This is a genomic window from Neoasaia chiangmaiensis (assembly GCF_002005465.1).
GTDB classification, from domain to species: domain Bacteria; phylum Pseudomonadota; class Alphaproteobacteria; order Acetobacterales; family Acetobacteraceae; genus Neoasaia; species Neoasaia chiangmaiensis.
The window spans coordinates 233,718-258,713 of record NZ_CP014691.1 but is presented as its reverse complement, the minus strand read 5'-3'; the positions used below and the strand labels follow the sequence as shown (position 1 = coordinate 258,713).

The following is a 24,996-nucleotide window of genomic DNA, read 5'->3' as shown; positions in this document are numbered from 1 at the left end:
ATGAACGATCGGATCATCCATGTCATCGGCGCGAGTGGACGCTCGGGCCGCTCATTATGTCGTGCCCTGCACGCGCGTGGCTATCGGGTCGTTCCCATTGTGCGTGATCCGGCACGCTTGCCGCCGGATGATCGATATGCCGCCGATGCGCGTGTGGCGGATGTGTCCGGTCCAGCCAAGGTTCTGGTTCGCGCGCTATCCGACGCGCGCCATATCGTCAACACGGCTCATGCGCGCCACACCGGTGCGATTCTGAACGCAGCGCCGCCCCATGCGACCTTGATCGGATTGGGAAGCACGCGAAAGTTCACCCGCTGGCCCGACGCTCACGGAACGGGCGTTCTGGCCGGAGAACAGGCGCTGATGACGTCCCGGCGGCCAGGGATCATGTTGCATCCCACCATGATCTATGGGGCGACCGGGGAAGACAACGTTCAGCGTCTGGCAAGGCTTCTGAAATTCCTGCCGATCGTTCCCCTTCCACAGGGCGGAACGGCGCTGGTGCAGCCCATTCATCAGGACGACGTCACCGCAGCCCTGATCGCCGCCATCGATCGGGCAACGTCCGGCAAGCTCGATGCGCCGGGAAGCATGGTCATCGCCGGTCCGCAGGCCATGGCCTATCGCGATTTCGTTCAGGGCGTCGCCAAAGCGGCTGGACTTGGCAAACGACCGATCCTGTCGCTCCCTGCCGCCGCGCTGATGGCGATCACGCCGCTCGCCGCTCGCCTTCCCGGACTACCGCGAATCGGTCGCGATGAAATTCGACGCCTCATGGAAGACAAGGCTTTCGATATAACGCCGATGCGCACTGTTCTGGGAGTCGACCCCCGCCCCCTGAAAGACGGACTGACGCAGCTTTTCGCCCGCGACTGATTCTTTCGTCACGCCCGCACGAAATTCGTCTATGAAGGCTTCGGCACGCGGCAGGACGATCATCGACTGAAGCATGACCCGGGCGATGGATCGAATCATCATGCATTCCGGATTACGGCGCTTCCTGCTCGGCCAGATCGGGCTATTCCTGGGGCTGGCAAGTTGCACGGACCCGACTGGCCCGGTTTTCGGAGATTGGTATGGCTATCAGCCACTGCCCGTGCCAGAGGCCCAGATAAGCGTCGAACTCGTTCTCGACGGGCCACTGACGGCAGACCATGGCGGCTTCAGAATGCATACCCAGACCATGTGGACCAATGGTAGCCCGCTCAACGAGTCGGATTTCCTGACGGGAACCTGGGAGATTCACCCTGTCACCATTCAGGGCCAGCCTTGTCACAGACTGATCCTTCATGGCCTGGATACCGGCATGCATCACGCAACTCTCGTGACCGACTATATCGAGCTGCCGAACGGCGTCCTGGTGCCGACGGCGGCGAACGGACAACCCGACCTCTCGCCCGGCGGCCTGACCTATCGCCTCGCCCCCCGAAAGCGCGACAGTTTCGGTTACGGTCGGGCCTGATCCGGCACGAAGCCCTCCTGCGCCAGCGTCAGGCGCAGCGCATCCAGCGTCCGACGGACCTTGTCCATTTCGGCATTGTAACCCATCGCGCCGATGCGCCAGATCTTCCCTGCCAGGGGGCCGAACGCCGTGCCGATCTCGATCTGGTAATCCTCACGCATACGGCGGCGCACCCGTTCGCCATCGATTGACGCCGGAATATACACGCCGGTGACGTTGGTCATCCGATAGGCGTCCTGACCATAAACTTCCAGCCCCATCTCACGGAGCCCCTCCGTCATCGCGGCGCCACATCGGGCATGGCGCTCGAACCGTGCGGGCAACCCTTCCTGCAGCAGAACGCGCGCGCATTCTCGCGCGCCATAAAGCATGGAGGTGGCTTCCGTATGATGGTTCAGCCGCTTCTCGGACCAGTAATCCATAATCATGGAGAGGTCGAAATAATTGGAGCGGATAAACGGACGATCGCCATCTGCGATGTCGGCCCGGCGAATTCCGCTCTCCACCTTGCGACGGGCCGCCATAAAGTTCGCAGCGCGATCGGAGATCGTTATCGGTGCGCAACCCGGCGGGCCTCCCATGCACTTCTGCAACCCGGCCGAGACGACATCGATGCCCCATTTGTCGGTTTCGACCGGCATGCCACCCAGCGTGGCTGTCGCATCCACATAGGACATCGCGCCATACGCAGCACATAGCGCGCCCACACCATCCAGAGGCTGGGCTGTCGTGGTGGATGTATCGCCATGGATAGCCGCGAAGACGGCAGGGCGATGCTCGGCAAGTCCCGCCTCGATCTGCGCCAGCGTCGCGACCTCCCCCCATTCGAGATCGACCGTGCGAATATCGGCGTCCAGTCGCTCGGCGATTTCGGACAGCAGCATGCCGAACCGCCCGCCGCGCAGGATGAGCACCCGGGCGCCCGGCTCGATCAAGGACGTCAAAGCCGCCTCGATCCCCGCCCGGGCCGTTCCGTCGATCAGGAACGTCCAGCGGTTTCGCGTCATGAACACCTGCCGATAGAGTGCCATCGTCTGGTTCATGTAGTCCGTCATCTCGGGATCGAACTGTCCCAACACATCGGCACTCATGGCGCGGAGAACGCGTGGATGAACGTTCGCTGGCCCCGGCCCCATCAACAGGCGCTGGGGCGGGTCGATCTCACCGAAAAAATCGCTGCCCATCGTCAAACCTCGAATTTTTCCACAAATCGGATCAGGGCGGCGCGTGCCACCTCCACGTCATCTTCGGCAACCGCCTCCGCCGGATTATGGCTGATTCCGCCCGCACAGCGGATAAACAGCATGGCCATCGGCGCGAGGTCAGCCACGATCATTGCATCGTGGCCGGCCTGACTGACGAGTTCCGGCGGCTCTTCGCCGGTCGTCTCGCGGATCGCATCGCGGATTCGTCTCTCCAGCGCGACATCGCATAACGCGCCGCGCAAATCCTGCGTGCGCGCCAGGGAAAAGACCATTCCGCGTTCTGTTGCGATCCGTTCGAGTTCGGCACGCGCCGCATTCGCCGCGTGCTCCAGAACCGCCATGTCGAGCGCCCGCATGTCGATGCTCCACCCGACGCGTCCCGGCACGACATTCGGCGCACCGGAGATGACCGCGATATCGCCGACGGTCACGACCAGATCGGACGGCCCATCCTGCCCGATCCGCTCAAGGGCCAGTATGGCTTCCGCTGCGGCCGCAAGCGCATCGCGCCGTTCGTGCATCGCCGTCCCGGCATGGGCTGCCTGTCCTTCGAACGTCGCGCGGTAACGGTATTGGGACGCGATGCCACGGACTGCCCCCAGCGATCGTCCGGCGCGTTCCAGATGCGGGGCCTGCTCGATATGTGCTTCGATATAGGCGGCGACATGCATGCGCCGGGCCGTCGGCAGATGTTCAGGCGACAGCCCCCACTCGGCAAGTGCCTCACGCAACGTGATTCCCTGAATGTCCCGGACGTCGCCATCGGCTTCGCCAAGCATGCCGGCGGCCGCGCGCGAACCCAGCATGTAGGCCGGGAAGCGCGACCCCTCCTCGTCACCGAAGCCGATCACCTCCAGCGCAAACGGGAAGCGCCGGCCTTGCCGATGGAAATGCTCGACCACTTCGATCCCGAGCAGCACGCCGAGCATGCCGTCATAGCGACCGCCGTTCTCCACGCTGTCGACATGCGAACCGAAGAGCAGAACCGGTGCCTCGCGCGACGTTGCGCCATAGCGCCCGACGATATTGGCCGCCGCATCGACCGACACGGTCATGCCGGCCTCCCGCATCCACGTCGTCAGCGTTTCGAGCGTCGCGCGGTGTCCCGCCCCGAGATACGGCCGGAACAGCATGTCCGACCGGTCGCTGTAAGGCGCGATGCCCAGAAGGTCACAACGTGCTTTCGCGCGGGAGAAAACCGTTTCCATGTGACCCAGCATGTCTCATCTCGAAGGTGCAGGCAAACGACCTTAAAACGTCAGGCCGCCTACCCGCACGGAGCGCTCTATCAGCGCGCCGTGTAGATCGCGCCGAGACGATCCGGCGTGCCCTCGATCCGTTCCAGATGCGGGTAGCGAAGGCCATCGTGATAGGCCAGGGCGATCGTGCGGAACCGATCGCCCGTGCGCACCAGCAATTCGATGGGCTTCGTGCCGGTAGCATGTGCCGCCGTGATCGCGTCGCGAAGAACGCTCGGGCTGAAGGCGTCGCCATTCACGGCCACGATCTGGTCATGGATGACCAGCCCGGCCTCATAAGCCGGCCCGCTCCAGTGCACGCCATTGACGACCCCCTTCTCCGTCAACATGAAGCCGCCGGAGAACATCAGGTTGAGACGATGGCGATTCTTGTCGCTCTGCGCCATGAACTCGTTCGGCTTGTCCGTGAAGACAAGACGATAGCCGCCAGCAGCCAGTCCATCCAGCGGGGCATGCGGACGCACCGTATAGATGCGATCGTGCAGGAATTTGGCCCAGTCATACGGAACGACCGCATTCAACGTACGAACGACATCGTCGAAATTATAGGGGCTGACGACGTAACTGCCGTCATTCGTGCCGAAGAATCGCTTGGCGAAATCGTCCAGCGACAGCTTGTCGTTTGAGAGCTTGCGGATCAACGTATCGGCATCCAGCCAGACGAGCTGGCCTTCCGAGTAATAATCCTCCGAACGCTGGTAATCCCGCCAGGACTTCGGTCGACGCTGCGCGATCGTGGGATCGTTGGTCGTATCCACGACGGGACGCCAGACGCGACCGCCTTGCTGGTCGTATGTCGCCGCCACCATGGCAAGCGAGTCCAGCCCCTGCGCCTTGGTCACCAGCCCCGAGCGCGCCGCAAGCACATTGCCCCAATACTGGGTCTGTCCTTCGTATACCCACAGGAGGGAGCCGCGCTGCACGTTGTTGAACGTGGGTCCGTAAAGATCGGCGGGGCGGCGATACTTGCCATTCCAGGAGTGCGTATATTCATGCGCCAGCAGATCGCGCTGCGGGAAGGAATGCGCCCAGTCCGTGAAATAGTCCTGGCTGACGCTATCCTCGCTCGAACGATGATGCTCAAGACCGATCCCGCCAAGATCGTCGGTCAGGGCCATCAGGAAATCGTAATGGTCGTAGTGCTGCGAGCCGAACGTCAGCAATGCCTGCTTGACGAGACTGCGATGCGCCTCGATTTCCTGATCGTTATAGACCAGGTCGGCAGGTTTGTCCGCGACCATGTCCAGCGTTACCGGGACGGCGCCGGGCTGCGTCAGGAGCACCTTCTTGAAATATTCACCCGCGAACAGCGGTGAATCCACGAGCGTATTGTATGTTACCGTACCGAACGTCGTGGTGTTTCCGACACCCTTGCCGCTCGGGCGAAGCGCCGTGCCGATCTGCCAGCCACTCGGCACGATCACGCTGGGCGTCACCTGAATATCACGTGAATAATAGCCGGCCGGATAAAGAGATACCTGGTTCCACTGCACATTGACGATGTGCGGCGTCATCACGACGCGCCCTTCGTTCGGCGTGATCGGTGAAAGGAGCTGGAAACTCACGTCGATCGACGTCTGTGCCTTGGTGACGGGAATATGGAAAGCATAGACATCGGCGGTATCGCGAACCCAATCGAGCGTCTTGCCGCCCGATTTCACGACCAGACCGCCAAATTGCTCGATCTCACCGCTTGGCGAATGATTTCCCGGCAGCCACTTCGGATAAAGGACGATAAGGTCGCCCTTCTCGCGCGCGTCCTGCGGAACGGGAATTGTCTCGTGGACGGACATCACATGACGCACCGTGTCCGTGGCATCGACCGTCAACTTGATGGTGCCGGGAAATGTCTTGTCGAGCGGCGCGGGAATGGCCGGCGGCATCGGCGCGGCTTCGGGCTGCGGCTGTTTGCCGGTCGGATCGGCGCTGGGCGTCTGGGCTACGGCCGGGAAGGTAGAGAGTGCCGTAAGGGCGAGAAGCGACAGGCGGAATTTGTCTAGCACGCTGGACGAGGCTCCAAGAATGGCAAATGCCCGCTTCATGCGGGATCGGTCGCGAAAGAAGACTTGAAACCGTCCGTTCTGACAAGAAGACGTTTCATGTTAAAACATTATTTCACTTCCGATGCGATCGTGCCCGGTCAGGATGGTCGGCGACTGACCGATCGTTTCGGCCGGATGGATTTGGTTCGTTGCTTAAGTTAATGTCACGTATTGCCGTGTCATTTATCCGGCGAAATGCCTTTCCATTTCTCATGAGTCTGTCGATATAATGTCTGCTCCCGATCCCCACGTCAGCCCGCGCCTTACGCCTGCCGATCATCGTGCCCTGAGCGATGAAGCGAAGCGTGATCCGCAGGCCTATTGGCGTAAGGTGGCGCAGCGTCTCGACTGGATTGAATGGCCCAATAAGATTCACGATGCCACGAACGGCTGGTTCGCGGATGGCACGCTGAACGCGAGCGTGAACTGCCTCGACCGGCATCTGGCGACGCGCGGCGATCAGACTGCGCTCATCTGGCAGGGCGAGGAGGCGGACAACATCATCCGCATGACCTATCGCGATCTGCATGAGCGGGTCTGCCGGATGGCCAATGTTCTTCGCGAGGAAGGCGTAAAGCGCGGTGATCGCGTCGCCATCCATCTGCCGGGCGTGACGGAGGGCATCGTGGCGATGCTCGCCTGCGCACGGATCGGCGCGATGCATGTCGTGCTATTCGGCGGCTTCTCCGCGGAAGCGATTGCCGACCGGCTTGCCGATAGCGGCGCCGTCGTCGCCATCACGGCGAATGTTGGACGCCGCGGCGCCAAGCGCATCCCGTTCAAGGCAACCATGGACACGGCACTCGGCCTGCGCCCGCTGTCCGTTCGACGGCTGCTTGTCGTGTCGGTGACCGACGATTCGGTGCCGATGCAGACCGGCCGGGATGCAGCACTCGAACCCCTTCTCGAAGCCGCCATGCCGTCATGCGACGCGGAGACGATGTCCGCGAACGATCCGCTTTTCCTGCTCTACACCTCCGGCAGCACGGGCAAGCCCAAGGGCATCGTGCATGGCACTGGCGGTTACCTCACCTGGGCCAGCTATACGCAGGAAATGGTGTTCGACCATCAGCCGGGCGATATATTCTGGTGCACGGCCGATATCGGCTGGATCACCGGTCACAGCTATGTCGTTTACGGCCCGCTCGCCAATGGTGGGACCATTCTCCTTTTCGAGGGAATGCCTTCCTCGCCGCATCCCGGTCGCTGGTGGGACGTCATCGAGAATCACAAGGTCACAACATTCTACACGTCGCCGACGGCCATCCGCGCCCTGATGCGCGAAGGCGACGACGTGCCGGACGCCCGCAACCTCTCTACCCTGCGTGTGCTCGGCACGGTGGGTGAGCCGATCAGCCATGATGCCTGGACATGGTTCCACGATGTCATTGGCAAGGGGCGCTGCGCACTGGTCGACACGTGGTGGCAGACGGAAACCGGCGGCATCATGATCTCGCCCATCCCTGGTGCCGTCAAGGAGAAGCCGGCAGCCGCGACATTGCCGTTGCCGGGCATCCAGCCCGTATTGGTGGACGAAAAAGGCGCGCCGATCGACGGCGCGGCCGAAGGCGTTCTGTGCATCGATGGCGCATGGCCGGGTCGCGCGTTGACGATCTGGCAGGACGACGGCCTGTTCCAGACGACCTATCTGAAACCCTATCCCGGTCACTATTTCACCGGCGACGGCGCACGGCGCGATGAGGAAGGCTATTTCTGGATCACCGGCCGCGTGGACGATGTCATCAATGTCTCCGGCCACCGAATCGGCTCCGCGGAGATCGAGGACGCTCTGGCGACCGATCACGCCATCGCCGAAAGCGCCGCGATCGGCGTGCCCCACGACCTGAAAGGCCAAGGTATCGTCGTCTATGTCGTGCCGCGCGATCCCTCCGCAGCAGAGATGGAATCACGCGCCGTCAAGGCAATCACGGCCAAGGTCGGGCGCTACGCCGTGCCGGAACGCGTACTCGTCGTGCCGGATCTGCCGAAAACACGCTCGGGCAAGAACGTCCGCCGCCTCATGCGCAAGATTGCCTGCGGTGAGACGGAGGGTTTCGGCGATCTGTCCACTCTGGCAAACCCTGATATCGTGCCGACATTGATCGAAATCGCACAGCGCGCCACGTCGTAGACGATAGGCTGACACAGGGCTTCGTGCTATGGGACCGGTCATGACCGTTCGCACGCGTTTCGCCCCCTCCCCGACCGGCTTGCTGCATATCGGCAACGCCCGCGCCGCCCTGTTCAATTTCCTTTTCGCCCGCCATCATGGCGGCGAATTCCTCCTGCGTATCGAGGATACCGACAAGGAACGCTCCACCCAGCAGGCGGTGGATGTGATCTTCGATGGGCTCGCCTGGATGGGCATCACGCCGGACGAGACACCGGTGTTCCAGTCCACGCGGCAGGCGCGTCATACGGAAGTCGCACAGGAACTCCTCGCGAAAGGACTGGCATATCGCTGCTATTGCACGGCGGAAGAACTTGCCGCCATGCGCGAGGAGGCAAAAGCCAACAACCTCCCGCCGCGCTACAATGGTTACTGGCGCGACCGCGACCCTGCGGAGGCGCCGGAGGGCGCACCCTATGCCGTTCGTCTCAAGGCGCCGCGCGCCGGCGAGACCGTCATCCACGATCTCGTGCAGGGCGATGTCACAGTCGCCAATACGGAAATGGACGATCTCATCATCCTGCGTTCGGATGGCACACCGACCTATCTGCATGCCGTCGTCGTGGACGACCACGACATGGCGATCACGCATGTCATGCGCGGTGACGACCATCTGACGAACACGTTCCGACAGGCGATGATTTACCGCGCAATGGGCTGGGATCTTCCGCATTTCGCGCATCTGCCGCTCATTCACGGCCCCGATGGCGCGAAACTCTCCAAACGCCACGGTGCACAATCGGTCGTGGACTTCCGGGACGCGGGCTATCTGCCGGAAGCGCTCTGCAACTACCTGCTGCGTCTGGGATGGGGCCATGGCGACGCGGAAATCCTCTCCCGCGACGAACAGATCCGTCTGTTCGATCTGGATGGTGTCGGTCGCTCGCCGTCGCGCATGGATTATGTCAAGCTGGCGCATCTCAACGGCGTTTATATGCGTGAAGCCGATGACGTGCGTCTGACCGACGATGTCATGAAACGTCTGGAGAACCGGGCGGGAATCGCAACCGACGACACCGTCCGCCAGCGCGTGCTGACCCTGATGCCGGGTCTGAAGGAACGTGCGAAACTCCTCACCGAACTGGCCGATAGCGCAGCATTCCTCGGGCGCCACGTTCCGTTCGATTACGATGCCAAGGCGTTGAAGCAACTCGATGACGCCGGAAAGGCAACGCTTCGGGGCGTCGCGGAGGCAATGGCGCTGGTCGAACCCTTCGAAGCGTCGCAGATCGATTCTGCCCTGCGTGCGTTTGCGGAAAAACACGCTCTCAAGCTGGGCCAGGTCGCACAGCCCCTGCGCGCGGCATTGACGGGCAGCACCGTGTCGCCCGGCATCGATCTCACCATTCAGGCCCTGGGGCGCGACGAGGCTCTGGCGCGCATCGGCGCGGCGATCGCCCATGGCTGATGCCGCTGCATCGCACGGGCGGCATCTGCTCGGGCTGGCAGGCATGACGGCGGCTGAGATCACGCCGTTTCTCGATCTCGCCGCCAGCTACGCCCTTCTGTCACGATCCCGGACCGCCCCGCGCGATGCCCTACGGGGTCGCACGCTGATTAACCTGTTCTTCGAAGACAGTACCCGCACCCGCACCAGCTTCGAACTGGCGGGAAAGCGTCTCGGCGCGGATGTCATCAACATGACCGTGGCGACATCCTCGGTCAACAAGGGCGAAACCCTGCTGGACACGGCGGCGACCCTGAATGCCATGCGCTGCGATCTGCTTGTCGTGCGTCACGCGCAATCCGGCGCGCCGGCGTTGCTGTCCCGAAAGGTGGAAGCCTGCGTGGTCAATGCCGGCGACGGCATGCATGAACATCCGACGCAGGCACTGCTGGATGCGCTGACCATTCGGCGGCACGCCGGAAAGCTGGATGGGCTGACCGTCGCCATCTGCGGCGATGTCGGCCATAGCCGCGTCGCTCGTTCGAACATTCACCTGCTGACGGCCATGGGCAGCAAGGTCCGGGTTATTGGACCACCGACGCTCGTATCGGGAGCTATCGCATCGCTCGGCAATGTCGAGGTCTTTCACAGCATGGAAGACGGCTTGCGGGATGTCGACGTCGTGATGACGCTGCGCCTTCAACGTGAGCGCATGGGCGCAGGGCTGGTACCCAGCGCACGCGAATTCTTTCGCTTCTACGGGCTGGATCGCCGTCGTCTGGCACTCGCGAAGCCTGACGCATTGGTCATGCATCCGGGACCGATGAACCGGGGTGTCGAGATCGCATCGGATGTCGCGGATTCGGTGCAGAGCGTCATTCAGGAACAGGTTGAAATGGGGGTTGCCGTCCGCATGGCGGTTCTGGATCGACTGTCACGCCTGAGGGTTCCGGCATGACGGGACTTCTCTTTGAAAATATTCGCATTTTCGATCCGGCGACCGGACAGGTCGCGCCCGGGCGTCTGCTGGTCCGGGACGGCCTGATTGTGGGTCGCGATTCTGCTGGCGCGGAGGGCAAGCCGGAGGATGTCGACATCATTGACGGGGATGGCGGCATCCTCTCGCCGGGCCTCGTGGATATGCGCGTTGCCATTGGGGAGCCGGGATTCGAATACCGGGAGACGATTGCGTCCTGTGCACGCGCTGCGGCGGCGGGTGGCGTCACGACAATCGCCGTATTGCCCAACTCCAGACCGGCCATCGATGAGCCGTCACTCGTGCGACTGCTCCGGACAAGGGGCGACGAGACAGGTATCGTGTCGATCCTGCCCTATGGTGCCCTGACCAAAGGGTGCGACGGCGAGGAGATGGCGGAAATCGCCATGCTTCGTGAAGCGGGCGCCGTTGCCTTCACGGACGGCAATCGCGCCATCGCCGACACCAAGCGCATGCGCCTGCTCTTGTCATACGCGCATGGCGTCGATGCCATGGTCGTCCAGCATCCCGAGGATCCCTCTCTGGCGCGCGGCGGCTGCGCCTCGGCCGGCGCTCTCGCCACCAGGCTTGGCCTGCCCCAGATACCGGCGGCAGCGGAAGCGATCCTGATCGCCCGTGACATCCGCCTTGCGGAAATGACCGGAGCCCGGCTGCACTTCGGCCACGTCTCGACAGCCGAAGGTCTCGAACTGATCCGCCACGCCAAAGCGCGTGGGCTGAAAATCACCTGTGATACCGCGCCGCCTTATTTTGCGCTGAACGAGCAGGAAATCACCGATTTCCGAACCTACGCCAAACTCTCACCGCCCCTTCGCTCAGAGACGGATCGGGTGGCGGTCTGTGCGGCACTGGCGGACGGCACGATCGACGCCGTTGCATCGGATCATACGCCATGGGATGCCGATGATAAGCGCCTGCCGTTCGCCCAGGCTGCAGCAGGCGGAACCGGTCTGGCGACGTTGTTGAGTGTCACGCTCGAACGCGTGCACGCGGGCGATATCCCGCTCGAGCGGGCTTTGCATCTGCTGACCGACGGCCCCGCCAGACTGCTCGGTCTGTCTGGAGACCGTCTGGCGACGGGCGCTTCGGCCGATCTTTGCCTGTTCGACCCCGACTTGGTGTGGACGGTCACATCCGGCCAGTTGCCCGGTCGCGCACAAAACACGCCATTTGACGGTCGCCTCCTGCGTGGTGCCGTCATCGGCACCTGGAAAAACGGTGCAAGGGTTTTCGAAAGATCGCCATCATGACATGGAACTGGATGCCACCGAGCTTGCCGGTCGTCGCGCTGGGCGCATACCTGATGGGCAGCATACCGTTCGGCTTGCTAATCAGCCGCATGGGCGGTGCCGGGGATATTCGCAAGATCGGTTCGGGCAATATCGGCGCGACCAATGTCTTGCGGACCGGCCGTAAGGGCCTGGCGGCGGCAACACTCCTGCTGGACGGACTGAAAGGTTTCCTTGCCGTTCTTCTGGCGCGGACACTTTGCGAGACCGGCACGATGGAGAGCATGGGCCTTGCGGCGGTCATGGTCGTGATCGGCCATTGCTTCCCGGTATGGCTCGGGTTTCGTGGCGGAAAAGGCGTGGCAACGGGGCTGGGAGTAATCTGGGCGCTTTGCTGGCCGGTCGGACTGGCCTGTTGCCTGATCTGGCTGGCCGTTGCGAAATTCAGCCATATCTCGTCCGCCGGCGCGCTGGCCGCATTCATCGCGGCCCCACTCCTGATGCCGCCCTTGAGCGAGCAACCGTTACACTCGCCGCTGCCCATTGCCACGTTGCTGCTAACCCTGCTGATTGTCGCGCGCCATGCCGGAAATATTGCGCGACTTATCTCAGGGCACGAATCCCGCATCAGGATCGATGCACCGCCACAAGGCAAAATGAAGATCTGATTCACCGGTTGTTAACCAGTTATCGACATAGTCCATCGCTATGACGCTCTCTGCTGCCGAACGCACCGATCTCATCCGCCTTGCGCGCGTCGACGGCGTGGGCCCGATAACGTTCCGTCGGCTGCTGGAGGTTCATGGTCGGGCGGAAATTGCGCTCGCAGCGTTGCCAGCACGCATGCGCGACGCCGGTCGGCACGTTGTTCCTAAGATACCGACACGCTGTGAGATCGAGGACGACATTGCGCGCACGCTGGCGCTGGGCGGACGCATAATCATCAAGGGTGAGCGGGACTATCCTGCTCAGCTCGTTCACGTTCCCGATGCGCCGCCTGTTCTATCGATCATGGGCAATGCATCCCTGCTCTCACATCGCGCAGTCGGAATCGTGGGGGCTCGCAACGCTTCTGCCGCCGGGATTCGTATGGCTGAGGTAATCGCCACCGAACTCGCTGCAGAAAATATCTGTGTGATATCCGGCCTTGCGCGCGGAATCGATGCGGCTGCGCATCAGGCGGCGCTTTATCGGGGCCTGACGGTTGCCGCGATCGCCGGAGGGCTCGATCAGGTCTATCCGCCGGAGCATGTCGATCTGCAAAAAGAGATCGCGGAAAAGGGATGCATCGTGACCGAAGCGCCCCTGGGGACCATTCCGCAGAGTCGTCACTTCCCCCGGCGCAACAGGCTGATTGCTGGTATGTCACTGGGTTGCGTGATCGTTGAAGCGGCGCTGCGGTCCGGCACGCTGATTACGGCGCGGCTGGCTGCCCAGTATGGCCGGGAGGTGTTCGCCGTTCCCGGTTCGCCGCTCGACCCGCGGTCGCGTGGCGGGAACAATCTGCTGCGTGAAGGCGCCTGGGTTACGGAAAGCGTCGCGGACATCCTGCCGCATCTTCCTCGGGTCGTTCCCGACCCTGTCGATCGTGAACTGGCGGGTTTCGCGGAGTCTCCCGAAACATGGCGCACACCGGACGGCGTCTCCGGCAGCGTGGTCGCAAAGGTGCGTTCCCTGCTCTCGATGACGCCCATGCCGGTTGACGATGTGGCCCGTCGCTGCCAGTTCTCGGTCTCGGCAGTGCTTGCCGCGCTATCGGAACTGGAATTAGGTGGGTCCGCGACCTTCCTGCCGGGCGGTTGCGTGGTGTTGTTGCCAGAGGAGCGCCGATAAGGTCGGTCGCTGCATCGGGACCGGAGTAGAGATGACGGACGTCGTAGTGGTCGAGAGCCCCGCAAAGGCCAAGACCATCAATAAGTATCTGGGCAACGGCTATACGGTCCTTGCGTCGTTCGGCCATGTCCGCGACCTGCCGCCCAAGGACGGCAGTGTGCGCCCGGACGAGAATTTCGCCATGGACTGGCAGACCGACGAGCGTGGTGCCAAGCAGATGGCCACGATCGCGAAGGCCCTGAAGGGGGCGAAACACCTCTATCTCGCGACTGACCCGGATCGCGAGGGAGAAGCCATTTCTTGGCATGTGCGCGCCGTCTTACAGGACAAGAATCTTCTACGCGGCATCGAGGTGCAGCGCGTTACGTTCAATGAGATCACAAAATCCGCCATTCTCGCGGCGATGAAAAAGCCGCGCGAGCTCGATCAACCGTTGATCGAGGCGTATCTGGCCCGTCGCGCGCTGGACTATCTCGTTGGCTTCACGCTCTCGCCCGTCTTGTGGCGCAAGCTGCCGGGCAGCCGGAGCGCCGGTCGGGTGCAGTCAGTCGCCCTGCGCCTGATCTGCGAGCGCGAGGCGGAAATCGAGGTTTTCAAGCCTCGCGAATACTGGACCGTCACAGGCGATTTCACGACACCGGGCAACAGCAATTTCACGGCTCGGCTCACCCACTTTGACGGCCGCAAGCTCGACCAGTTCGATCTGCATGACGAAGCGGGAGCACACGCTGCCCGGGACGCTGTCTCCCGTGGGCAGTTCACCGTTCGCTCCGTCGAACGGCGAAAAGTCAAACGCAATCCGCCGCCGCCCTTCACCACCTCGACGCTGCAACAGGAAGCCTCACGTAAGCTCGGCATGAGCGCCCAGACGACGATGCGCGCCGCGCAGCAGCTTTATGAGGGTGTGGATATCGGCGGCGAAACGGTCGGCCTGATAACGTATATGCGAACGGACGGCGTGCAGATGGCGGGTGAAGCCATCAGTGGGATCCGGCAGCATATCGGCGGATCTTTTGGTGAGCAGTATGTCCCGGAAAAGCCCCGCCTCTATTCCACCAAGGCGAAGAACGCCCAGGAAGCGCATGAGGCCGTCCGCCCGACCGATGTGGGACGTGAACCGCGCGACATCGCACGCCATCTGTCCAGCGAGCAGCAGCGTCTTTACGAACTCATCTGGAAACGATCGGTCGCGTCGCAGATGCAGTCGGCTGAACTGGACCAGGTCATCGTCGAACTGGCTGACGACAGCGGCAAACTCGTCCTACGTGCCACGGGTTCGATTATCTCGTTCGACGGCTTCCTCAAGCTCTACATCGAAGGCCGCGACGATGCGAAAGGCGAGGACGACGAGGGCCGTGTCCTGCCGAAGATGCAGGAAGGCGATCGCCTGAAGAATTTAGGCGCCCTGGCTGAACAGCATTTTACCCAGCCGCCGCCCCGCTATTCGGAGGCCAGTCTTGTCAAGCGGATGGAAGAGATCGGCATTGGCCGTCCCTCCACATATGCGTCGATCCTTAGCGTGCTTCGCGACCGGAATTACGTGCGGCTGGAAAGCCGACGCTTCATGCCGGAAGATCGCGGTCGCCTGGTCACGGCATTCCTGACATCTTTCTTCGAGCGTTACGTCGACACGGATTTCACGGCCAACCTCGAAGAGCAGCTGGACGATATTTCCGGCGGCCGTGCCGACTGGCATGACGTCATGGCGGCGTTCTGGCGTGACTTCTCGTTTGCTGTCAGCCAGACGAAAGACCTCAAGATCTCCGATGTGATCGACGCATTGGACAAGGATCTGGGCGACCACTTTTTTCCCCTCCCGGAAGATGGCAGCGATCCGCGTCAGTGCACGGCCTGCGGTACCGGGCGTCTTGGGCTCCGGCTCGGTAAATTCGGCGCCTTCATCGGCTGCTCAAATTATCCAACATGCCAGTTCACGCGGCGGTTGGTTGCCGAGGATGAAGGTGGCGCGGAAACATTGAAGGATGGGCTGAAGGTCCTTGGTCAGGATCCCGAAACCGGACAGGACATCACCGTTCGTCGTGGACCCTATGGACTCTATATCCAGCAAGGCGAAGCAGACCCCGAGAACAAGAAGATCAAGCCGAAACGCACGACCATTCCCAAGGGCATCGAGGGTGACAAGCTTACCCTCGATCAAGCGCGCGGACTCCTTTCCCTTCCACGACTTGTCGGACTTCATCCGGAGACGGGCGAACCGATCGAAGCCGGGCTGGGGCGATTTGGTCCCTACGTCAAGATGGGCGCGATCTACGGCACACTGGATGCTGATGATGACGTGCTGACCGTCGGCCTCAATCGCGCAGTGGACAGCCTGGCAAAAAAACTCGCGTCGATTCGCAATCTCGGCCCACACCTCAAGGATGCCGAGCCGGTCATGGTCCGAAAGGGTCGGTTCGGTCCTTATTTGCAGCATGGCCAGGTCATCGCCAATCTGCCCAAGGGTCAGGACATGAATGATGTGACACTTCAGGAGGCGGTGGCCCTTCTTGCCGAAAAGGGCAAGGCTCTGAAGCCAAAAGGCAAGACGACCCGAAAAGCGGCGCCGAAATCCGCCAAGAATGCCGAGGGGCCAGCGAAAGCAGCGCGCGCGCCAAAGAAAACCGGCGCGGTTGCCAAAACACGGACAACGACCCGAAAGAAGGCAAGCCCGGAAAGCGCGTGATAACAAGCGCGCGTTTTCGGTCACACATCCTGGCAAAAATAAGGCAGCCTCCATGACGCCCGTATCCGACCTTCAGCCTTGCGCGTATGGGCAGGAGTCATAGAATGTCTTTCGGACCGACAAGTGCTTTTTGTTCCACAACATTTTTCTAGCCAGCATGTGATTGTCGGATGATCGTGCCGAGCATGAGCCATCGGTCGTTCCCGCGCTCCATGGCCGGGTACGCAGCGCGTGTTCTGCTCCTGCTGGGGACCCTCGGGGCCGTTGCAGCAGCACCTGTCGATCCGGTCGCGACACCGGAAACGGCGACTTCGTCTCCTTTAAATATCGGCATGTTGAGTAACGTGCTTTCGAGCGCGCTCAATTTCCTGCAGCCACGGACCCTCGAAAGCTACAGTGCGCGGGATTTATGCTGGTGGGGGCTGGACGGTCTGACGGCCATCGATCCCGCGATCGTCATCGAAGAGGTCCCCCCGCCGGATCCGCAGACGCGCAAGCCTCCAGCAATTCAGCTGATGTCCGGACAGCGTGTTCTTCGCACCTTTCCGCGCCCTGGCGACACGGACACCGCGGGTTGGATCGCGCTCGTCGTCAGCGCCATGCAGGAAGCGTGGACTCAATCCACCACCATCCGCGCCGCGGGAAGCACGGCCCTGCTCCAGAGTTTTTTCGACGAACTTTTCAATCATCTCGATCCCTATTCGCGCTATGTCGGCCCTGCGCCCGCCGTGCAGGATCGAACGGCCCGCTTCGGGGGCGCGGCGGATGTCGGCGTCACACTGGGACGTGACGACCGTGGTCTTTTCATCTCTGCGGTCAATGCCAACGGGCCGGCATGGACGGCTGGCGTCAATGTCGGCCAGCGACTCCTTGCCGTCGATTCCCGAAGCACGCGCAATCAAAGCCCCGAGAGCGTCGCGCACTGGCTCTCCGGTCCGTCGGACAGCCGCGTGCTTCTGACACTAGCTGATCCTGGCCGTCGTCGTGCCAATCTTGTACTTCATCGGGCCTCAGTCCCACCGCAGACCGTCTTCGCCTATACGCACGGGCACCTCGTTGTCTTGCGTGTCACGTCTTTCTCGACGGAAACGGCCGAGGAGCTGAGCCAATATATCGATCAGTCGATGCAGGATACGAAACTGGCCGGTATCATCCTCGATTTGCGAGGCGATCGGGGTGGCGTTCTCCAACAGGCGGTGACGGCCACGGCTCTCGTTCTCGATCACGGCGTCGCCGTTGTGACGAACGGGCGGGATCAGCGCGCAAACCATATCTGGGCCGTGCAAGGTGGCGATATGACGAAAGGCGTGCCCATCGTGGTCATGGTGGATGGCCGAACAGCCAGCGCGGCGGAGATCATGGCAGCCGCCCTGGCCGATCACCGGCGGGCTGTCGTCATTGGCAGTGCCACACTCGGTAAAGGGCTGGTTCAGGCCATCGGACAAATGCCCGATGGTGGCGAACTGTTCGTCACATGGAGTCGCGTTCTCGCGCCGCTCGGCTGGCCCCTTCAGGGCCTGGGCGTCATTCCGCAAATCTGCACGGCCCGCGGCGAGGCGGACCTGCAGCATAGCCTCCGCGCTCTTCGGGACGGACAGGTTGTCGACGCGCCGACGGTGAGAGCGAGCCGCGCCGCACGTTATCCACTCTCCGTTTCGAGAATCCTCGACATTCGACGGAATTGTCCGGCGGCCATCGGAACTGATGCGGACCTCGATGCGGCGCAAGCGATTCTGACGACGCCCGGTGCCTATAAAACCGCACTCTCAGCTATTCCTGACGACCTGAGTGCCGTTCCATGAGTGCGCGTTTGAAAAGCGGCCTGTGGGTGCGCGCAATCCTGCGGCGTGTTGCCGGCGAAGGCCGATCCGCGATGGTTCTCCATCGTGGCGATGAAGATGCCGGCGATGTCGTGGTCGTCGCGATTGAACGGAGCGGCACGATCGTGGTGCTGCGCGAAACAATGTCCGAACCAGGCTGGAGTCGCGTGCCAATCGACGATCAGGCTGCGTTGGACACATATCTCGCGCGACAGCGTCGTTATGATCCTGATCTGTGGATCATCGAGGTGGAGGTTTCATCAATCGATGGACCACTGGAAGAGTTTCTGGGACGGCGACGCGACTTTTTCTGATCTCCAGTCGGGGTGGAAGTGTTGCGGCATGTCCACACTCAAGACACGATTGCATCGTCCTGATGCGACATGGGCGCACCACACGAGGCGCGGTGCGTTGCGCTACGAAGGCGTTTCGGCAAGAAAGCAATACAACAGAAGCGCCCAGGCCAGAGCTTCGACAGCCCAGCCTGTTCAGATGTGCGCGGGGATGAATGGAGATGACGATATGACGCTGCGACAGCGAACGACCAGCGCACCTTGGTCACGCCCTTCGCGCGCCATGCGACGCGCTGCGTTGACCCTTTTTTCGGGCCTCGGTTTCAGTGTATCCGTGCACGCGATCGCACAGCCGGTGCGTGGGTTGTATGTTTCCGGCGAAGGTGGCGCGAGCTTCAACCAGGATCAGGAAGTGCGCCTGTCTCCTGTGTTTCCCAGCGGACGAGATCACTACGACGCCGGTGTGACCGGCATCGGCGCAGTCGGCTGGGGCCTTGGTAACGGTTTTCGCGTGGAAATCGAAGGGAACTATCGCAACAACCGACTGCAACAGTTCAGAAGTTCGTCCTTCCCGTCTTCTGTCGGTGGGCGCCAGCAGAGCTATGGTGCGATGGCCAATGCCCTTTTCGATCTCGATATCGGCAAGAGCTGGCTCTATCCTTATTTCGGCGCTGGCGTCGGATATGGCTGGCAGAGCATGAACACGACGGTGCGGGCGCCGAACAACTATTTCACGCAGTACACGGGCGGAACGGCAGGTAATTTCGCCTATCAGGGCATTTTCGGCCTCTCATTCCCCGTGCCGTGGGTCGTCGGACTCTCCTTCACAAGCGAATATCGATTCTACAGCATGCTGGGCCCACAGGGTCATGGCGCTACCGCCATCGGAAGTATCGGTGGCTATGACAAACCCCGGCCCTACGGCGTCGCATCCGGCAACCGCGACACCCGGACAGATTTCAATCACTCGCTTCTGCTGGGGCTGCGTTACGAGTTCAACCCCGTGCCACCACCGCCACCGCCGGCGCCGCCTGTCACGGCCGCCCCGGCTCCTGCGGCAGCACGGACCTACCTGGTGTTTTTCGATTGGGATCGCGCCGAGCTTAGCGAGAGGGCGCGTGCTATCGTGGCCACGGCGGCGCAGTCGTCGACCCACACCCAGGTCACGCGCATCGAGGTCAATGGCTATACCGACAACAGTGCCGCCCATCCGGGTCGACGTGGTCAGGAATATAATCTGAAGCTGTCGGAACGACGGGCGGCAGCCGTCAAGTCGGAACTCATCCGGGACGGTGTGCCGGGTGGCACGATCACCACCCAAGGCTTTGGTGAGGCGCATCCTCTGGTGCAGACAGCAGCGGATACGCGTGAGCCGCAAAATCGGCGCGTAGAAATCATCATTAAATGACGTGTCTGGCCCGATCGATTGAAGATCAATATCGGGCCTAGACGCGGCGCAAAAGGATGAACGGGAGCACCGGCATACGCTCCCGCTTATAGTTCACGACATTCGAACGCGGTTTCAGCGGACATATTCGGCGAACGATGCGGCCTGCCTCTATTTCTACGGAGGAAGGATGTTATATCCCATATCCAGCTGATAAGATGGCATCATCGAAAGTCTGGGGAATAAGTGGTATGTATCTTCGCCGTGATCGGGCCATGGTCGCCGTTATCATCATGGTTGACGTCGCGTTTCACGCCGGCCGATCCGGGCTGGTAAGTGGTGCGGATATTGCAGAGCGCGCCGGGCTGGCGCGCCGGGGGATCGAACCCCTGCTCCAGGCATTATCGCGCTCCGGATTGCTTGAAAGTGTTCGTGGGCCGCGCGGTGGATATCGCCTTGGCCGACCGCAGAGGGATATCGCGCTGGATGAAATCGTTCGTGCTGTGGCGACCGATGATGCCACTGCGGGTGATGGACCAAGCGGCGCCTTGTTCGACCGCGTTATCGAGCCCTGCTGGCGCATGCTCGACAACGGCATCTGCGAGCAGCTGAAGGCACTGAATCTGGAGGAGATGGTGCGTCGAGCAGAAGCCGCCGGATTGCGACGTCCCGTTCACGAGCCCATTTCGTTCTCAATCTGAATGACGATCCGTCGGCGCCCCAGCGGCCTCCGACGGATCAGTATCAGCCGTCAGCGGTGGGTCGTATGTTTACGACGAACGGCGGAAGCCGACTTCTTTTTGCCTGAGGTCGTTGTCGCGGCGGGAGCCGCCGGTGCCGGCGCGGGTTGAGCAACGGGAACACCCGTAGCGTCCACAGATGCCGTCACTGCCAGCTTGACACGCGGACGCCCCCCTCCCGGAATCAGCACCGCCGTAAAGCTGTCGGTCCCCGCATAGGCTGTCGACGGTGTGTAATTGACGTAAGTCGCGCCATCGTAGTTGTACAGGAAAGCCTTCCCGTGCTGCGGCGTGGGCGATACGCCGAATGACGCGTAATTCGTATTGTCGGCCTGCTGCACCTTCAGCGCGCACAAACCGTCATCGCTACGAACGGTCATCGAGACTGTTTTGGAACCGTCAGCCGCCGTGACGATCGGTGTCGTCTGACAAACAGCGGATTTCTTTTGGTAGCCAAATGGGTTGGGCGGCGCAACGCGCTGAACAACCGGTTTTTGAGCACAGGCGGCCAGAGCCAGCGCCGAGCCGAACAGAAAAACAAAACCTCGCAGTCGCACCGTTAAACCCCGTATCCATCAATCAAAACGCGCTTGCTTAACACCTGCGACGGCATAAGCGATGCTTGGCCTAGCGCAAGACGCGTCGCCGCGAAAGGGAGCATGCTCCCCGGGCGCATCGATCTGGGAAGTTTGCCCCCTCTTTTCGTTGAAATCATGACATGGAACGGCCTTTGGCCATTTTCCCGCCGCGATTCTTGTTGCACTATAGGGGCTTGCCGGCCGTCCTTCGCATGGCGTGGCATCATCATCTTGCCTCGTGCCGCCCGCACTCATGCTGGTTTGGAGTATTCTCGATGTCGCTTTTCCCCCGGTGCCGCCCTGCACGTCATTCGGCCGGTGCTCTGATGGCCGCTGTTTTCTCGGCCATGACGTTTTCGGCACCGATGGCATATGCCGCAACATGCGGCGAGTCGCCCGCTCATGAAGCTTTCGACGTTCAGGGCCTGAAAAGCGAGTTGATGGTGACGGCCCTCTCCTGCAATGCACAGGATCGCTACAACGCCTTCGTCGGCAAGTTCCGCAGCAACCTCACCGATGAAGAAGCGCGCCTGAACAATTATTTCCGCACGACATATGGCCGGAATGCTCAGAAAGAGCACGACGATTACATAACGCAGCTTGCGAACGTTCAGTCGGAAGGCGGTCTGCGCGCCGGCACGATTTTCTGCATGCAACGCGTCGCGATGTTCGACGAGGTTGCTGCTCTGGACGACAGTGCCGATCTGGCACACTACGCTGCCGCCAAGGACGTGGTGCAACCGGCATCCTACGAAATCTGCGGTGCGCCGGAAGCCAGCGTTTCCCGCTACTCGAAGCACGGCACGACTCGTCACACGACCAGCCGCCATCGCGCGCGAACCTGACAGATACTGCTTTCCCGGCAGTGAATTCGGGGGAAGCACGAACGACATGGGTCCCTCGCCAAGTCGGCGCTTGACGTCCGGGGCGGGAGATCGGCAAGAACGTCTTATGAACGACCTCTTCAATTCCGATGGCGGCACACCCCGAAAAAGCCGTAAGCCGCCCGTGCCCAGCGACTACGGTGCCGAGCATATCGAGGTGTTGGAAGGGCTGGAGCCTGTCCGCCGCAGGCCCGGCATGTATATCGGCGGTACGGACGAAACCGCCTACCATCATCTGGCGTCCGAAATTCTCGACAACGCCATGGACGAAGCGGTCGCCGGACACGCCTCGACGATCGATGTCAGCCTGGAAGCGCCCAGTCTCCTGATGATCCGTGACAACGGTCGCGGCATCCCGGTGGACGCCCATCCGAAGTTCAAGGACCGTTCGGCGCTGGAAGTGATCTTCACGACACTGCACGCGGGCGGAAAATTCTCCGGCAAGGCCTATGATACCTCCGGCGGTTTGCATGGTGTGGGTTCGTCAGTCGTCAATGCGCTCTCCGAGAAGCTGGAAGTCGAAGTCGCGCGTGACCGGATCGTCTGGCGACAGGACTATGCGCGCGGCCTGCCGCTCAACAAGCTAACGCAGGTCGGAAACGCGCCCAACCGCCGTGGCACGACGATCCGCTTCGCACCGGATCCGCAGATTTTCGGCAATCTCAGCTTCTCTCCCGCGCGCCTGTATCGCCTATGCTGCTCCAAAGCAGCCCTCTTCCGGGGTGTGACGATTCGATGGAATGTCGCGACAGGGCTCCTCAAGGCCGGCGACGAGACGCCGCAGGAAGCGGTCATCCATTTCCCTAATGGACTGGCCGACAGCCTCGCCGCCGAACTTGGCTCGGAACCGGCTCTGCTGGCGCCCATCTGGGCCGGCGAAGCGGAGCTTCCAGCGGCGGCTGATGGACGCCCCGGCGGCCGGCTGGAGTGGGCGGTGGCTTTTCTCGAAAGCGGCACGTCCAGTATGACATCATACTGCAACACCATTCCCACGCCGCAGGGCGGCACGCATGAAACCGGTTTTCGGGCGGCATTGGTCAAGGGCTTTCGCGCCTGGGGGGAGCAGCGTAACAACAAACGCGCAGCGGCCATCACGGCTGAAGATATCCTCGGGGCATTATCCGTAAAGCTCTCGGTTTTCATTCGTGATCCCCATTTTCAGGGACAGACGAAGGAAAAACTGACGACACAGGAAGCTTCGCGTCTGGTCGAAGGGGCATTGCGCGATCGCATCGATCACTGGCTGGGTGGGAATCCGTCCCAGGCGGACAACGTGCTGGCGTTCATGATCGAGCGTGCGGAAGAACGTTTGCGTCGTCGTGAGGCCAAGGACACACCTCGCAAAAGTGCTACGCGCCGCTTGCGGCTGCCCGGCAAGCTGACGGATTGCACACGTGAAAATGCCGCCGAAACCGAGATTTTTCTTGTCGAAGGCGAATCGGCCGGCGGCTCGGCCAAGCAGGCCCGCAATCGCGAAACGCAGGCTGTTCTTCCCCTGAAAGGCAAGATCCTCAATGTTGCGTCGGCATCGGCGGACAAGTTGCGCGCCAACCAGGAATTGCGCGATCTCGTCGAGGCACTGGGCTGCGGCGTCGGTTCGTCACTCGATATCGCCAGGCTGCGTTACGGTCGCGTCATTATCATGACGGACGCTGACGTGGACGGCGCCCATATCGCGTCCCTGCTCATGACGTTCTTCTATCGCGAAATGCCCGAACTCATCCGTGGCGGACATCTGTATCTGGCCCGGCCGCCCCTGTATCGCCTGACGCACGGTGCGAAGACCATCTACGCCATGGACGATCGCGACCGCGAGCGCAGCATCAAGCGGGACTTCAAGGCCAATGCGAAGGTCGAAGTGTCACGCTTCAAGGGTTTGGGCGAAATGCCCGTCTCCGATCTGAAGCAGACGACGATGGATCCGCAACGCCGCACCCTGCTTAAGGTGGTCGCCAGACCTGAAGACCGCGCGGAAACGAGCGATCGCGTCGAGAGCCTCATGGGGCGTCGTCCGGAACTTCGCTTCCGCTTTATTCAGGAGCACGCCCGCTCCGCCGAACTGCTCGACGTCTGATGTCGGCAGCAACTTCGCAGGCGTCCGATGTGCGTATCCAGCACATCGGCGCCGTTGCCATGCTGGTCGGCGGCATCTCGTCGTTCCAGATTGGCGCGGCGCTGGCGAAAAGCCTTTTCCCGCTTTTTGGACCGACTGGCATGGTTGGTTTGCGCGTCGGATTTGCGGCGGTCATTCTGTTGATCGTCATGCGTCCTGCCCGGACCGCATTCCGACGTGACGTCTGGCCGCTGCTGATACCGTATGGCGCGTCGATGGCCGTCATGAACTTCTTTTTCTACATTGCACTGACGCGGCTACCCCTTGGTCTGGTCGTTGCCCTGGAGTTCATGGGTCCCTTAAGTCTCGCCTTGTTCGGTTCCCGCCGGGCGCTCGACCTCTTATGGGCGGTTATGGTCGCCATCGGTGTTTTTTTGCTTCTACGCCCGGAAAAAGCTGTAGGGCATCTGGACCCGATCGGCGTCGCGGCGGCCCTTTGCAGCGGCGTGGGGTGGATTGTCTATATCCTGTCCGGAACCCGTATCGGTCGCACCATGCCGGCGGGCGAGTCCACTGCCCTGGGCATGACCATAGGCGCGCTTTTTCTCTCCCCATGGCTTCTGCCCGCCCTGCCCCTGGCAGTGACGCATCCGAATCAGGGCATGTGGGCGGTCTGCGTGGCGATCATGTCTTCCGCAGTGCCCTATATCCTTGATATGATGGCCATGCGCCGCCTGAAACCGAGCGAACTCGGCGTTCTTCTCAGCATGGAGCCGATGCTTGGCGCGCTGTCCGGCCTGGTCCTGCTGGGAGAATCATTATCCACCGCCCGATGGGTCGGTGTGGGCTGCGTTGTCGCGGCGTCCGTCGGCAATGTGCTCAGCAGTCGGCCATCTGTCACGAAGCCACAGCCGCCCCCCGGTTAAAAAAGCGGTTAGGTCCGATCTTTCCCTCACCTGCATTCGTTACAAAGA

At 61.8% G+C, this 24,996-nt stretch carries 20 protein-coding genes; 16 read left to right on the top strand and 4 right to left on the bottom strand.

Annotated elements, in window-relative coordinates; translation table 11 throughout:
* Both A0U93_RS01185 and A0U93_RS01180 read left to right on the top strand, forming a co-directional pair.
* Positions 1–876: an SDR family oxidoreductase gene (locus tag A0U93_RS01185; protein ID WP_077805756.1), complete on the top strand. Its 876-nt coding sequence runs from the start codon at positions 1–3 to the stop codon at positions 874–876.
* 73 nt (positions 877–949) lie between these two features.
* Positions 950–1,462, top strand: a complete 513-nt coding sequence (locus A0U93_RS01180) for a hypothetical protein (RefSeq protein WP_245824995.1) — start codon at positions 950–952, stop codon at positions 1,460–1,462.
* On the opposite strand, the gene A0U93_RS01175 is transcribed toward A0U93_RS01180, so the two are convergent.
* The 3 genes from A0U93_RS01175 to A0U93_RS01165 form a co-directional block, all read right to left on the bottom strand.
* Positions 1,447–2,646 (bottom strand): pyridoxal-phosphate-dependent aminotransferase family protein, encoded by a 1,200-nt coding sequence (locus A0U93_RS01175; protein WP_077805755.1) that lies wholly within the window; start codon positions 2,644–2,646, stop codon positions 1,447–1,449. The genes A0U93_RS01180 and A0U93_RS01175 overlap by 16 nt on opposite strands.
* 2 nt (positions 2,647–2,648) lie before the next feature.
* Entirely contained in the window at positions 2,649–3,887 is a 1,239-nt protein-coding gene (locus A0U93_RS01170) for an allantoate amidohydrolase (RefSeq protein WP_077805754.1), read from the bottom strand.
* A gap of 68 nt (positions 3,888–3,955) precedes the next feature.
* The gene (locus tag A0U93_RS01165; protein ID WP_456306287.1) at positions 3,956–5,929 is read right to left on the bottom strand and encodes a M61 family metallopeptidase; all 1,974 of its coding nucleotides are present in this window, start codon (positions 5,927–5,929) and stop codon (positions 3,956–3,958) included.
* A gap of 268 nt (positions 5,930–6,197) precedes the next feature.
* Between A0U93_RS01165 and acs the strand changes: the two genes are divergently transcribed.
* The 11 genes from acs to A0U93_RS01110 all read left to right on the top strand — a co-directional run bounded on the left by acs (position 6,198) and on the right by A0U93_RS01110 (position 20,468).
* Entirely contained in the window at positions 6,198–8,099 is a 1,902-nt protein-coding gene (gene acs, locus A0U93_RS01160; protein WP_077805752.1) for an acetate--CoA ligase, read from the top strand.
* 40 nt (positions 8,100–8,139) lie between these two features.
* Positions 8,140–9,546 (top strand): glutamate--tRNA ligase, encoded by a 1,407-nt coding sequence (gltX, locus tag A0U93_RS01155; RefSeq protein WP_077808227.1) that lies wholly within the window; start codon positions 8,140–8,142, stop codon positions 9,544–9,546.
* On the top strand, positions 9,539–10,483 hold the full coding sequence (locus tag A0U93_RS01150; RefSeq protein WP_077805751.1) for an aspartate carbamoyltransferase catalytic subunit: 945 nt from the start codon (positions 9,539–9,541) through the stop codon (positions 10,481–10,483). The genes gltX and A0U93_RS01150 overlap by 8 nt, the downstream gene beginning before the upstream one ends.
* Positions 10,480–11,772 carry a dihydroorotase gene (locus A0U93_RS01145; protein ID WP_077805750.1) on the top strand — a complete coding sequence of 431 codons (1,293 nt, stop codon included), beginning with the start codon at positions 10,480–10,482 and terminating at the stop codon, positions 11,770–11,772. Before A0U93_RS01150 ends, A0U93_RS01145 begins: the two co-directional genes overlap by 4 nt.
* Positions 11,769–12,419, top strand: a complete 651-nt coding sequence (gene plsY, locus A0U93_RS01140; RefSeq protein ID WP_077805749.1) for a glycerol-3-phosphate 1-O-acyltransferase PlsY — start codon at positions 11,769–11,771, stop codon at positions 12,417–12,419. Before A0U93_RS01145 ends, plsY begins: the two co-directional genes overlap by 4 nt.
* Positions 12,420–12,459: 40 nt before the next feature.
* Entirely contained in the window at positions 12,460–13,584 is a 1,125-nt protein-coding gene (gene dprA, locus A0U93_RS01135; protein ID WP_077805748.1) for a DNA-processing protein DprA, read from the top strand.
* A 31-nt stretch (positions 13,585–13,615) separates the two neighbouring features.
* On the top strand, positions 13,616–16,267 hold the full coding sequence (topA, locus tag A0U93_RS01130) for a type I DNA topoisomerase (protein WP_077805747.1): 2,652 nt from the start codon (positions 13,616–13,618) through the stop codon (positions 16,265–16,267).
* A gap of 185 nt (positions 16,268–16,452) precedes the next feature.
* Positions 16,453–18,069, top strand: a complete 1,617-nt coding sequence (locus A0U93_RS01125; RefSeq protein WP_245824993.1) for a S41 family peptidase — start codon at positions 16,453–16,455, stop codon at positions 18,067–18,069.
* The gene (locus tag A0U93_RS01120; RefSeq protein ID WP_077805745.1) at positions 18,066–18,401 is read left to right on the top strand and encodes a DUF1491 family protein; all 336 of its coding nucleotides are present in this window, start codon (positions 18,066–18,068) and stop codon (positions 18,399–18,401) included. The genes A0U93_RS01125 and A0U93_RS01120 overlap by 4 nt, the downstream gene beginning before the upstream one ends.
* Positions 18,402–18,663: 262 nt before the next feature.
* Positions 18,664–19,788, top strand: coding sequence for an OmpA family protein (locus A0U93_RS01115; RefSeq protein WP_077808226.1), 1,125 nt, complete (start codon positions 18,664–18,666; stop codon positions 19,786–19,788).
* A gap of 230 nt (positions 19,789–20,018) precedes the next feature.
* Positions 20,019–20,468: an Rrf2 family transcriptional regulator gene (locus tag A0U93_RS01110; RefSeq protein ID WP_077805744.1), complete on the top strand. Its 450-nt coding sequence runs from the start codon at positions 20,019–20,021 to the stop codon at positions 20,466–20,468.
* Between the two features lie 50 nt (positions 20,469–20,518).
* On the opposite strand, the gene A0U93_RS01105 is transcribed toward A0U93_RS01110, so the two are convergent.
* A complete protein-coding gene (locus A0U93_RS01105; RefSeq protein WP_245824991.1) occupies positions 20,519–20,887 on the bottom strand; it encodes a hypothetical protein in 369 nt (122 codons plus the stop codon).
* Between the two features lie 524 nt (positions 20,888–21,411).
* Here A0U93_RS01105 and A0U93_RS01100 point away from each other — a divergent pair.
* The 3 genes from A0U93_RS01100 to A0U93_RS01090 all read left to right on the top strand — a co-directional run bounded on the left by A0U93_RS01100 (position 21,412) and on the right by A0U93_RS01090 (position 24,948).
* Positions 21,412–21,930 carry a hypothetical protein gene (locus A0U93_RS01100; protein ID WP_147151205.1) on the top strand — a complete coding sequence of 173 codons (519 nt, stop codon included), beginning with the start codon at positions 21,412–21,414 and terminating at the stop codon, positions 21,928–21,930.
* A 106-nt stretch (positions 21,931–22,036) separates the two neighbouring features.
* Complete coding sequence (parE, locus tag A0U93_RS01095; RefSeq protein WP_077805742.1) at positions 22,037–24,043, top strand: DNA topoisomerase IV subunit B; 2,007 nt, start codon at positions 22,037–22,039, stop codon at positions 24,041–24,043.
* Positions 24,043–24,948, top strand: coding sequence for an EamA family transporter (locus tag A0U93_RS01090; protein ID WP_077805741.1), 906 nt, complete (start codon positions 24,043–24,045; stop codon positions 24,946–24,948). The genes parE and A0U93_RS01090 overlap by 1 nt, the downstream gene beginning before the upstream one ends.
* Positions 24,949–24,996: the final 48 nt, after the last annotated feature.